Consider the following 11,270-nt stretch of genomic DNA (forward strand, 5'->3'; position numbering starts at 1 on the left):
TGTGCCCGGGCGTCCGGGACAGGCGCGGCGCCGGTCAGTCCCGCAGGGGCCCGCTGATCCGGTAGCGGACGAACGACGGCACCGCGAGCGAGGCGATCACGACGCCGACGACGACGAGGGCGCCGCCACCGGCCGATGCCGCCGCCGTGCCGACCGCGACAGCCGTGGCGCCGTGCAGGGTGTCGGCAATGCGGGGACCGCCGGCGACGACGACGATGAAGACCCCTTGCAGCCGGCCGCGCACGGCGTCATCGGCCGCGGACTGCAGCATGCTGCTCCGGAACGCGGCCGACGCGGTGTCGGCGGCGCCGCCGATCACGAGCATCAGGAGCGCCAGGACCAGCATGGGCGTGCGCCAGTGGTCGGCGAGGCCGACTCCGGTGCCGAACCCGATCATCGACAGGCCCCAGACGACGATGCAGACGATGACGGCCCGACCCTGTCGCTCGACGCGGGAGACCCAGCCGCTGAAGATACCGCCGATCACGGCTCCGGCGGGGATCGCTGCGAACAACAGGGCGAACACCAGGCCGCCGTTGTCGGGACCGCCGAAGTCGAGGTGGGCGATCTCGGGGAACAGCGCCCGTGGCATGCCGAAGACCATCGCGATGAGGTCGACGACGAACGACATCAGCAGCACGGGCTGCGTGCGCAGATAGGTGAAGCCCTCGACGACGGCCTTGATCCCAGGCACGCCGGCGGCAGCGTCGAGCACCGGGAGGCGAGGCAGCCGGATGACGGCGCTGAGCGTCGCGAACAGCGTGAACGTGTCGATCAGGTACATCCACTCGAACCCGATGACCGGGATCAGGACGCCGGCGACCAACGGCCCGGCGATCGCGCCGGCCATCATGACCGTCGTGTTGAGCGAGTTGGCGGCCGGCAGCAGCGTCAGGTCGAGCAGCTTGGGCAGCACTGCGCTGCGGGTGGGCTGGTTGACGGCGAAGAACGCCTGTTGGACCGAGAACAGCGACAGCAGGAGCCACACGTTGCCGTTGCCGGCGGCCGCCTGCAGCCAGAACAGCGCGCTGGTCACGATCAGCCCCACGGTCGTGAAGATGAGGATCGTGCGGCGGTCGAACACGTCTGCGAGCGCACCGCCGTACAGGCCGAACACGATCAACGGCACGAGCCCGAAGACGCCGGCGAGCCCGACGTAGGCCGAGGAGCCGGTGTCGGCGTAGATCTGGGCAGGGACCGCGACGACGGTCAGCTGGGCGCCGACGACCGTGATGATGTTGGCGGTCCAGAGCCTGCGGAAGTGCTGGTTGCGCAGCGGCCGGGTGTCGGCGAAGAAATGGGAGAAGGATCGCCGTGCCACGTCAGGAGAATCTACGGCACGCGCCCAGCGCGACTCGGGTCAGGAGAAGGCGGCGATGTCGATCAGGATCCAGGTCTGCTCGGCGCGACCCAGCAGCTCGCCGTCCGCGGTGTAGAGCGCGGTGTCGGTCAGGAACTTGCGACCCTCCTGGGACTCCAGGTGGCCGGCCGCGAGACACGGCTCGCCCGCCTGGGGGCGGCGTTCGACCTGTGCCGTCATCCGGCCCAGCACCATGGTGTTGCGGCTGAAGTCCGCCGCCCAGCCGCCGGGACAGTCCAATGCGGCCCAGGTGACGGGCAGGTCAAGGCCGTCCTCGCCGTCGAACGCCTCGTGCGGCGTCCACGGTGCGGCGGTCACGCCGGGGTGGGCCGGGTCGACCGGACCCGCGAACAGGCGCAGCCCGTCGCCCGCGTCGCGCGCCGTGCCGCAGGTGAAGCAGTGGTCGAACGGGTGATGGGTGAAGCCGGGATAGTGGGCGAGACCCGCGGCTGCCTCCTCGGACGTCGGGCACGGTGCCACGTCACGCGAGAACGTACCGGGTGCCGCATCGCCGATCACGGCGCCGCCTGCGGTCAGCAGTCGTACGTGGTCGCCGTCGCGCTCCCAGCTGAGGGGTACGTCCAACGGTGGCGGGATCCGCAATGTCGAGGTGACGGGTCCGTCGCTGTCGACCTCCTGGCCCAGCAGGCCGGCGACGTAGCCGCCGTTGCCGGAGTGAAGGGGACCGTTGAACTGACCCGGAATCGTGACCACATGACAACCCTAGAGCGCCGCATGGCGACGCAGTGACTCCGTGCGCTCCGCCGCGTGGTCGACCATCGGGGCCGGGTAGTCCGCGGGGGGCTCGTCGAGCTCCCACGGCGTGTGGACGTGCCGGGCGTCGACGTCGGCGAGCTCCGGCACCCAGCGGCGTACGTAGGTGCCGTCGGGGTCGAACTTCTTGCCCTGGGTCATCGGGTTGAAGACCCGGAAGTACGGCGCCGCGTCCGTGCCGCACCCCGCGACCCACTGCCAGCCGTGCTGGTTGGACGCGAGGTCGGCATCGACCAGCAGCTCGAGGAAGTGCCGGGCGCCGTGCTGCCACTCGATGTGGAGGTCCTTGACGAGGAAGCTCGCGACGATCATGCGGACCCGGTTGTGCATCCAGCCCTCGCCCTTGAGCTGCCGCATGCCGGCGTCGACGATCGGGATGCCGGTGCGGCCGGCCTTCCACGCCTCCAGCGCCTCGCCCGGCTCGTCGTACTCCATCGCCGCGAATGCGGGGTTGTAGTAGCCGAATGCCGAGTCCGGCCGCTGGTGCAGCACGTCGGCGTAGAACTCGCGGAACGCGAGCTCCCGGACGTACGCCGTGGCGCCCTTCGAGCGCAGCGGTGCGAGGTCGGCCAGCATCGTGCGCGGGTGGATCGTGCCCCACTTGAGGTGCACCGACATGCGGGACGTCCGGTCGTCGCCGGGCAGGTCGCGGGCCTCGTCGTAGTCGGCGACGTCGTCGGCGAGGAACGCCTGCCAGCGTGCTGTGGCGGCCTGCTCGCCCAGCGGCGGGAGGGTCATCCCGGCCGGCACGGGGACGTCGGGAACCTGGTGCGTACGCCCGTCGGGCCGGATCCACGGCACGTCGGTCGCCTCCGGGGCCGGTCCGCGCCAGCCGTGCTCGCGCCACGCCCGCGCGTACGGGGTGAAGACCCGGTAGCCCGAGCCGTCGGCCTTCGTGACGCGACCCGGCGCCACGGCGTACGGCGAACCCGTCCTGACCAGGAGGATGTCGTGGCAGGCCAGTGCCTCCTCGACACGGCGATCGCGCCGGGAGCCGTAGGGCGCGAAGTCGGCCGCGACGTGCACGCTCGTGGCGCCGGCGGCACGTGCGACGCGGACGACCTCGTCGACCGGATCGCCATGCACGACGTGGAGACCGCCGATGCGATCGGAGAGGTCTGCCAGCAGCTGTGACAGGGCAGCCGTCCGGGTCGATGCGGTGGTCGTCCAGAGCCGGTCGTCCAGCACGAACAGCGGAACCACGCCGTCCGGCCCGGAGGCCAGCGCCTCATGGATCGCCGGATTGTCAGCCAGCCGCAGGTCCCGTCTGAACCACATCACCGAGGTCGTCACGTGTCCCATTGTCCGGGGGGAACGGCGATGCCGCAGGACGTGGAACAATGGCCTGGTGAGCGAGCTGATCGACACCACCGAGATGTACCTCCGCACGGTCTACGAGCTGGAGGAGGAGGGCATCACGCCGTTGCGCGCGCGCATCGCCGAGCGCCTCCACCAGAGCGGCCCGACCGTCAGCCAGACCGTGGCGCGCATGGAACGCGACGGTTTGCTCACGGTCGAGGGCGACCGCCACCTCGAGCTGTCACCCAAGGGCCGCCAGCTCGCGACTCGCGTGATGCGCAAGCACCGGCTCGCCGAGCGGCTGCTGACCGACATCATCGGCCTCGAGATCGAGTACGTCCACGAAGAGGCCTGCCGCTGGGAGCACGTGATGTCCGAGCAGGTCGAGCGCCGGCTCGTCGAGCTGCTCGAGCACCCGACGGAGTCGCCCTACGGCAACCCGATCCCCGGGCTCGCCGAGCTGGGCGAGCTGGGTGAGGACGCCGACTTCCTCCACGGCGTGCAGCCGATGACCAAGGCCGTCAGCGGCGCCGTCGAGCCGATCCGTCTCGTGGTGCGCCGCATCGCCGAGGAGCTGCAGAAGGACACCGAGGTCATGTCGGTCCTCCGCAGGGTTGGTGCGCTGCCGGGCAACGACATCCTGGTGTCGCAAGGACACGACGGCCTGGTCGTCGCGCGGCAGGGTGAGACCGCCGAGATCGACGCCGAAGCGGCCGTCCACGTCTTCGTCTCGGTCTGATCGTCCGGGACGTCCCGTACGCCGTCCCGGTTCTTCATCCGGGATGACCCTGGTTCTCGCTCTTCTCGCCGGGTTGTGCCCCTTCTGTGGTGGACCGGCTGGCAGAATTGACCCATGACAGTCGGGACTGCCTTCAAGAGCTGGTTCCGACGCACGGGCAGCGAGATCCTCGGCTGGATCCTGACGGTCGCCGGCGTGATCCTGATCCCGGCGCCGGGTCCTGGCACGCTCGTGCTCGTCGCCGGCATCTCGCTGCTGTCGCGCAACTACGTGTGGGCGCAGAAGCTGCTCGGCCCGCTGGAGCGCAGGGCGATCGAGGCGGCCAAGTTCGGCGTCGCCACGTGGCCGCGCATCTTCCTCAGCTTCCTCGGCGGTGTGTGGCTCGTGGGTCTGGGCGTCGTGTGGTGGATCAGCCCGGAGATCCCGGAGTTCTCGATCCTCAGCGTGGGCTTCGGCCCGGAGCTGCCGGCGCACGGCTGGGGCACCGCCATCGGACTCTGGACGTCGGCGATCGCCGCCTGGGGCCTGCTGGCCTACAGCGTCGTCCGGTGGCACGAGCCCCGGGGCCCGAGGACCAAGGCTCACTCGAACGCGTAGCGGGAGAGCTCCTTGCCGTCGAGGCTGAACGTCCAGTAGCCGTTCTCGCTGTACTCGTTCGACACGTAGACCGAGAACGTCGGCTCGTCGCCGGAGTTGCGGATCACGACGTACGTCGACGTGACGTCCTCGACCCCCAGCACCGAGGGGGAGCGCTTGACCGCCCTGGCGTACGCCGTGGGGTCGACCGCTGCCAGGTCGATCGAGCCGGCGCCCGCCGGCCGGCTGCCCTTGCTCGGATCGCCCTCGAACCCCTTGGCGAAGTACCAGTTCTCCACGCGGCGCTCGTCGTCCTTCATGACGACCTCGATGCTGGCGTAGTCGGGATAGATCGCGGCCGAGTCGACGATCGTCGTGCCGAACTTCGCCTTGGTCAGCGCCACGAGCTGCTCGAACCCGGCGGCCGTGTGGAGCTCGAGCTTGTCCTTGGGATTGGGCGCCTGGGTGGTCTCTCCCGGAGCGGCCGGCGCGTTGTCGTCGCCCCCGGCGCTGGAGATCCAGACGACGACGGCGATCGCGGCCGGGACCAGCAGCGCGATGAGCAGGCGAACCAGGAAGCGGCGCGGCAGCCGCGTGGTGGAGGCGTCGCCGGAGGACGTCTTGAAGGCGGCGGCGACCTTCGACGGCAGCTTGGCGGCGGGGCCGAGATCGGCGACGAGATCGGCGAGCTGCTGCAGCGTCGTGGCCTGCAGCGCTGCCTGCGTACGCGTCTCGCGCTCCGCGTCGTTGATCCGGCCGTCCGCGTAGGCGGCTTCGATGTCCTCCAGGCAGCTGTCGCGGTCAGCATCGCTCGCTCGGGTGGACACCATGTCGAGCACGATATCTGCAGTCGCACTTCGAGCGGGTCGTAACCGCTGACCTCGGCGGGCGTTGTTCACCAGGGGACGAAAGGTGACCGAGGTGCGTATGCGGATCGGACGAACGGCCGGGGCCATCGGGCTCATCGCCACCGTGATCGCCGCGGGGTCCTCCGGCGCCACCGCTGCGGACGACGGTGGGCTGAGGCGAACGGCGACGGAGATCCTCGCGACCGCCACGCCGGGCGACCCGCTCAAGGTCGTGACCACGACGCGTACGGCGGGCGCCCCCGAGATCACCACGAAGGTCGCGTCCAGCCGCTCCAATGCGCTCGACCTCATCGTCGCCGGGCTCAAGAAGCGGTCGACCGTCGGCGTCGACATCGCCCACGAGGTGCACATCGACCTCTCCGACGACCCGCTCCGCGCCAGGCAGTGGGCCCTCACGCGGCTCGGTGCCGAGACGGCGTGGAAGACCTCGACGGGTCGCGGCGTCGTCGTTGCGGTCATCGACACCGGGGTGCGGGCCGGTCACGTCGATCTTCGGGGCCACATCCTCACGGGCTACGACTTCCTCGCGCCGGGCACGCCGCCCACCGACGAGAACGGCCACGGCACGCACGTCGCCGGCATCATCACGGCGATCGCCAACAATGGGCGCGGCATCGCCGGCCTCGCCCCCAACACGCGGGTGCTGCCCATCCGCGTGTTGGACCGTTCCGGGGTGGGCGATTCCGCGACCGTGGCCAAGGGCATCGTGTGGGCCGTCGACCACGGCGCCAAGGTCATCAACCTCTCGCTGTCATCGACGCGCAGCGACACCGCCGGACGCGCCGCCGTCGCGTACGCGATCTCCAAGAACGTCGTCGTGGTGGCCGCCGCGGGCAACAACGGGTGCGGCCTGTTCGGGTCGCCGCGCAGCTATCCAGCCGCCTACGACGGTGTGCTCGGGGTCGGCGCGATCCAGTCCAACGGCGCGGTCGCGTCGTTCTCGAGCTGTGGCAGCTGGGTCGACGTCGCCGCTCCTGGCAGTGGGATCCTGTCGACCACCTCGGCAGACCCGGACCCGTCGCTCGGCTGCCCGCCGCACTTCTGCACGCTGTCGGGCACGTCGATGGCCTCGCCCTACGCGGCGGCCGCGGCGGCGCTCGAGATCGCCAAGGTCGGCTCCGGGGTGAGCCAGGCAACGATCCGCTCGCTCATCCAGTCGACCGCTGATGACGCCGGGTCGACGGGCTACGACACGCGTACGGGCTACGGCGTCATCAACCCGCGCCGGATGCTCGCCCGCTGAGGCTGATCAGGGTGCCTTGTACGTCGTGACCGTCGCGCCGTTGAGCCGCATCGTCCAGTAGCCGGTGTCGTTCGAGGCGTTGGTGACGTAGACCGACATCACGCTCCGGCCCGAGCGGTTGTCGAAGATCAGGTAGGTCCGGTCGGCGTCGCGCACGTTGAGCTGGGCCGGTGCTCGCCGGATCGCCCTGGTCAACGCGGTGACGCGTACGTCGCGCAGGTCTGCCGGCCTCGAGCCCGGCCGGCGCGGGCTCGCCGTCGGGTTGTAGGGGAAGCTGCCGTTGTAGTACCAGCGTTGCGAGTGGTCGGGGTCGCCGGAGATCGGCACCTCGATCGTCGCGTAGTCGGGATAGATCACGGCGCTGAGGTATCGCGTGCTGCCGATCTTGGCGCGCATGTCGTCACGGAGCTTGACGAAGCCGTTGCGGGTCAGCAGCTCGGGGTGCGCGGCGGCAGCCGTCGCGGTCGGCCGGGTGATGCCCGGGACGCTCGGACCCGTCGGGGAGCTGTCGGTCGCGTTGTCGAACACCGACGTGGCGAACGCCGCGCCGCCCGCGACCGTGAGCCCGAGCGCCCAGAGGATCAGTCGGCGCAAGCCGAAGACTGTCGCGAACCTGCCGACCGAACGCCCGAGCTGCGGGCTCGTGAGGGCGTCGCCGACGACGGTGCCGAACGACTCCTTCGGAGCGGCTGCCGGGGCAGGAGCGCGGCCGTTGTCGGTCACCAGCGCCGCGAGCTCCGACAGGGTGGTCGCGTCGGCGACCTTGGACGATCGGGTCGCGAACTCGGCGGCGTCGATCCGGCCGCTGGACAGCAGCTCCTTGAGCTCGTCGAACGCCCCGCGTCGATCGTCGTCAGTCGCCGGCACGCCCTCCATGCAGCGCAGCGTAGCCACGGAGAGGCGGTCTCGGAGGCGAAATCACCGCACGGGTCCACTGGCTCCCGACCCGGGACATGCCAGAGGATGGGGGCATGAGTGCTCATGAGTGTGATGTCGTCGTAGTCGGTCTCGGTCCCGGAGGCGAAGCGCTCGTCGCGCGGCTCGCCAAGGCCGGGCTCGCCGTCGTGGCCGTCGAGGCCGAGCTGGTGGGCGGCGAGTGTCCCTATTGGGGCTGCATTCCCTCCAAGATGTTCATCCGTGCCGGCAACCTGCTCGCCGAGGCCCGGCGGATCGCGCAGCTGTCGGGCGCCGCGACCGTCACCCCTGACTTCTCCGTCGTTGCCAAGCGGATCCGCGACGAGGCCACCGACAACTGGGACGACACGGTGGCCGCCGATCGGATCACCGCCGCCGGCGCCACGCTCGTACGCGGACGCGGGCGATTGACCGGCGATCGTACGGTCGAGGTGAATGGCGAGACGTACGTCGCGTCCAAGGGCGTCGTGCTCAACACCGGTACGACCGCAGCGGTGCCGCCGATCCCGGGACTCGCCGAGACGCCGTTCTGGACCAACCGCGAGGCGCTCAAGACCGAGCAGGCTCCCGCCTCGCTGATCGTGATCGGCGGCGGTGCGATCGGCCTCGAGCTGGCCCAGGCCTACTCGCGGTTCGACACCGAGGTCACGGTGCTGGAGGTCGCGCCGCGCATCCTCGCGCCCGAGGAGCCGGAGTCGTCCGAGCTGCTGGCCACGGTCTTCGAGTCCGAGGGCATCGGCGTGCACGCCGGCATCACGATCGACCGGGTCGACCACGACGGCAGCCGGTTCACCGTCACGTGCGGCGACACGACGTACGAGGCAGAGCAGCTGCTCGTGGCTGCCGGCCGCAAGTCGCGGGTCGACGACATCGGGCTCGAGACGGTCGGCGTCGAGGTCGGCAAGTTCCTGACCGTCGGCGACGACATGCAGGTCACCGACGGGCTCTGGGCGATCGGGGACATCGTCGGCCGTGGCGCGTTCACCCACCTGTCGATGTATCACGCGGAGCGGGCCGCCAAGGCGATCCTCGGCGAGCCACTGGGGGCGTACGACGGCAGCTTCCCGCGGGTCACGTTCACGGATCCCGAGGTCGGCGGCGTCGGCCTCACCGAGGCCCAGGCCCGCGACAAGGGCCTCAACGTACGGGTGGGGCTGACCGACGTCGCCGCGAGCAGCCGCGGGTTCGTCCACGGCGTGGGCAACGCAGGGCTGATCAAGATCATCATCGACACGGACCGCGACATCATCGTCGGCGCGACCAGTGCCGGGCCGACGGGCGGCGAGACGCTCTCGGCGCTGGCGTTCGCCGTACGCGCGGAGATTCCGCTCGAGACGCTGCGCAACACGGTCTACGCCTACCCGACGTTCTGGCGGGCGATCGAGTCGGCGCTCTGACCCGTCGGGCGCTCAGGCAGACTGGGCCCATGCGGATCACGGTGCTGTCGGGTGGGGTCGGTGGGGCCAACTTCCTCAAGGGGCTGCTGGCCGCCGTGGGGCCTGAGGACGAGGTCACGGTCATCGGCAACACCGCCGACGACATCTGGCTGTTCGGCCTGCGGGTGTGCCCCGATCTCGACACCGTGATGTACACGCTCGGCGGCGGCATCGACCCCGAGCGCAAGTGGGGCCGCACCGACGAGACGTGGAACGCCAAGGAGGAGCTGACGGCGTACGGCGTCGACAAGACGTGGTTCGGGCTCGGCGACCGTGACCTCGCGACGCACCTCATCCGCACCCAGATGTGGCACGACGGCGTCGGTCTCGCCGCGATCACCGAGCGGCTCTGTGACCGGTGGCAGCCCGGCGTCCGCCTGCTCCCGATGACCGAGGACCAGGTCGAGACCCACATCGGGATCGACGGCGCTGACGGGATCGACACGATCCACTTCCAGGAGTACTGGATCCGGCTCGGCGCTCGCGTCCCGGTGCGCGAGGTCACCTTCACGGGCGCCGGCGAGGCCACGGCAGGACCGGGTGTCGTCGAGGCGATCCTCAGCGCCGACCGCGTGATCCTCCCGCCGTCCAACCCCATCGTGTCGATCGGCGCGATCCTGTCGGTCGCCCCCGTCGCCACCGCCCTGCGTACGACCTCGGCCCCGGTCGTCGGCGTCTCGCCGATCATCGGTGGCGCCGCCGTGCGGGGCATGGCCGACCAGCTGCTGACCGGCCTCGGCATCGAGATCAGTGCCGCCGGGGTGGCCCGCCACCACGGCGCTCGTACGTCCGGGGGAGTCCTCGACGGCTGGCTCGTCGACGGCGCCGACGCGGGGGAGCTGAGCGCGATCGAGACGGCCGGCATCGCTGCCAAAGCGGTGCCGCTCTACATGACGGACGACGCGACCACGGCCCAGCTGGCCCGCGACACCCTCGCCCTGGCCGACTCGCTGGCCGCCGGGCGCTGACATGGTGCTGCGCGCGTGGCCGCTCGAGGGCATCGGTGAGATCCGGCCAGGCGCCGATCTCGCTGCGGTCATCGTCGATCACCTAGCCGAGCCCCTCGAGGACGGCGATGTCGTCGTGGTGACCAGCAAGGTCGTCAGCAAGGCGGCCGGGCTGGCGACGACCGGAGACCGTGACTCGCTGATCGATGCGGAGACCGACCGGGTCGTGGCTCGTCGAGGCCAGACGCGCATCGTCCGTACGCGCTCCGGGCTCACCCTCGCCGCGGCCGGGATCGACGCGTCCAACCTCGAGGCCGGCACCGTGATCCCGCTGCCTCGCGACCCCGACGGCGCGGCACGTGACCTGCGGAGCCGGCTCGAGGAGCTCACAGGCGTACGTCTCGGCGTCATCGTGAGCGACACGGCCGGGCGGGCATGGCGCATCGGGCAGACCGACATCGCGATCGGCGCGTCTGGCATCGCGCCCCACCTGTCGTTCGCAGGTGTCGAGGACGCATATGGCAACCTCCTCGCGGTGACCTCGCCCGCGGTCGCCGACGAGATCGCCGGCACCGCCGACCTGGTGGCCGGCAAGCTCGACGGTCAGCCGGTCGTCGTGGTGCGGGGGCTGCCGGTCGCCTGGCTCGGCTCCGACGAAGGGGCTGGCGCCCTGATCCGTGACGACGACGGTGACCTGTTCGGCCTCGGCGCCCGCGACGCGGTGCTGGCTGCGACCTCGCGCGGTGACCTGCCGCGGGGCTTCCCCGTCGCCGACGAGGAGGACGATCTGCTGGCACTCGCGCGGGCCGGCACCGATCTCTCGCTCGCCGATGTGACGGTGGCCGCGGACGGCTCGCTCGAGGTGCGCGCCCTGAGCGAGGACGGCGCCCCCGAGGCATACGTCGAGGCCGGAGCCCTGGCCGAGCGCCTGCGCATCCTCGCCCGCGCCCTGCGCCGCGAGGTCGTGATCGCGGTCGTCAGTGACTGACCCCCGCTGAGGAGTCACTCCCGTAGCGCTGAGGAGTCACTGCGATGGTGGTGAGGAGTCGCTGCGGTCGTGTTGAGTGACTCGTCAGGGGCACGGGAGTGACTCGTCAGGGGCACCGGAGTGA

At 70.8% G+C, this 11,270-nt stretch carries 11 protein-coding genes; 6 read left to right on the forward strand and 5 right to left on the reverse strand.

The window, feature by feature from the left end; genetic code table 11:
* Positions 1–34: 34 nt before the first annotated feature.
* From ESP70_RS19665 to ESP70_RS19675, 3 genes are read right to left on the reverse strand one after another with little or no spacing between them, the layout of a single operon-like run.
* Positions 35–1,321 carry an MFS transporter gene (locus tag ESP70_RS19665; RefSeq protein WP_149691018.1) on the reverse strand — a complete coding sequence of 429 codons (1,287 nt, stop codon included), beginning with the start codon at positions 1,319–1,321 and terminating at the stop codon, positions 35–37.
* Positions 1,322–1,360: 39 nt separating this feature from the next.
* Positions 1,361–2,074, reverse strand: coding sequence for a hotdog family protein (locus tag ESP70_RS19670; protein ID WP_149691019.1), 714 nt, complete (start codon positions 2,072–2,074; stop codon positions 1,361–1,363).
* 9 nt (positions 2,075–2,083) lie between these two features.
* Positions 2,084–3,436 carry a cryptochrome/photolyase family protein gene (locus ESP70_RS19675; RefSeq protein WP_223148809.1) on the reverse strand — a complete coding sequence of 451 codons (1,353 nt, stop codon included), beginning with the start codon at positions 3,434–3,436 and terminating at the stop codon, positions 2,084–2,086.
* A gap of 46 nt (positions 3,437–3,482) precedes the next feature.
* Between ESP70_RS19675 and ESP70_RS19680 the strand changes: the two genes are divergently transcribed.
* Both ESP70_RS19680 and ESP70_RS19685 read left to right on the forward strand, forming a co-directional pair.
* Entirely contained in the window at positions 3,483–4,172 is a 690-nt protein-coding gene (locus tag ESP70_RS19680) for an iron-dependent transcriptional repressor DtxR (RefSeq protein ID WP_149691021.1), read from the forward strand.
* A gap of 114 nt (positions 4,173–4,286) precedes the next feature.
* Positions 4,287–4,769, forward strand: coding sequence for a PGPGW domain-containing protein (locus ESP70_RS19685; RefSeq protein WP_149691022.1), 483 nt, complete (start codon positions 4,287–4,289; stop codon positions 4,767–4,769).
* On the opposite strand, the gene ESP70_RS20250 is transcribed toward ESP70_RS19685, so the two are convergent.
* On the reverse strand, positions 4,754–5,578 hold the full coding sequence (locus tag ESP70_RS20250; RefSeq protein WP_188110720.1) for a DUF1707 SHOCT-like domain-containing protein: 825 nt from the start codon (positions 5,576–5,578) through the stop codon (positions 4,754–4,756). The genes ESP70_RS19685 and ESP70_RS20250 overlap by 16 nt on opposite strands.
* Before the next feature lie 82 nt (positions 5,579–5,660).
* Here ESP70_RS20250 and ESP70_RS19695 point away from each other — a divergent pair, with 82 nt between their 5' ends.
* Entirely contained in the window at positions 5,661–6,860 is a 1,200-nt protein-coding gene (locus ESP70_RS19695) for a S8 family serine peptidase (protein WP_188110721.1), read from the forward strand.
* A 6-nt stretch (positions 6,861–6,866) separates the two neighbouring features.
* On the opposite strand, the gene ESP70_RS19700 is transcribed toward ESP70_RS19695, so the two are convergent.
* Positions 6,867–7,736: a DUF1707 SHOCT-like domain-containing protein gene (locus ESP70_RS19700; protein ID WP_149691025.1), complete on the reverse strand. Its 870-nt coding sequence runs from the start codon at positions 7,734–7,736 to the stop codon at positions 6,867–6,869.
* Between the two features lie 95 nt (positions 7,737–7,831).
* Between ESP70_RS19700 and ESP70_RS19705 the strand changes: the two genes are divergently transcribed.
* From ESP70_RS19705 to cofE, 3 genes are read left to right on the forward strand one after another with little or no spacing between them, the layout of a single operon-like run.
* Positions 7,832–9,172 carry a dihydrolipoyl dehydrogenase family protein gene (locus ESP70_RS19705; protein ID WP_149691026.1) on the forward strand — a complete coding sequence of 447 codons (1,341 nt, stop codon included), beginning with the start codon at positions 7,832–7,834 and terminating at the stop codon, positions 9,170–9,172.
* A 29-nt stretch (positions 9,173–9,201) separates the two neighbouring features.
* A complete protein-coding gene (cofD, locus tag ESP70_RS19710) occupies positions 9,202–10,179 on the forward strand; it encodes a 2-phospho-L-lactate transferase (protein ID WP_149691027.1) in 978 nt (325 codons plus the stop codon).
* Position 10,180: 1 nt separating this feature from the next.
* On the forward strand, positions 10,181–11,146 hold the full coding sequence (gene cofE / locus ESP70_RS19715; protein ID WP_149691028.1) for a coenzyme F420-0:L-glutamate ligase: 966 nt from the start codon (positions 10,181–10,183) through the stop codon (positions 11,144–11,146).
* The last annotated feature ends 124 nt before the right edge of the window (positions 11,147–11,270 follow it).

It is taken from the genome of Aeromicrobium ginsengisoli, from assembly GCF_004134905.2.
Lineage (GTDB): Bacteria > Actinomycetota > Actinomycetes > Propionibacteriales > Nocardioidaceae > Aeromicrobium > Aeromicrobium ginsengisoli.

Coding starts and splice junctions, on each gene's coding strand:
- ESP70_RS19675 (WP_223148809.1), bottom strand. CDS start 3,436: ATGGGACACGTGACGACCTCGGTGATGTGGTTCAGACGGGACCTGCGG.
- ESP70_RS19685 (WP_149691022.1), top strand. CDS start 4,287: ATGACAGTCGGGACTGCCTTCAAGAGCTGGTTCCGACGCACGGGCAGC.
- ESP70_RS20250 (WP_188110720.1), bottom strand. CDS start 5,578: ATGGTGTCCACCCGAGCGAGCGATGCTGACCGCGACAGCTGCCTGGAG.
- ESP70_RS19700 (WP_149691025.1), bottom strand. CDS start 7,736: ATGGAGGGCGTGCCGGCGACTGACGACGATCGACGCGGGGCGTTCGAC.
- ESP70_RS19705 (WP_149691026.1), top strand. CDS start 7,832: ATGAGTGCTCATGAGTGTGATGTCGTCGTAGTCGGTCTCGGTCCCGGA.
- cofD (WP_149691027.1), top strand. CDS start 9,202: ATGCGGATCACGGTGCTGTCGGGTGGGGTCGGTGGGGCCAACTTCCTC.
- cofE (WP_149691028.1), top strand. CDS start 10,181: ATGGTGCTGCGCGCGTGGCCGCTCGAGGGCATCGGTGAGATCCGGCCA.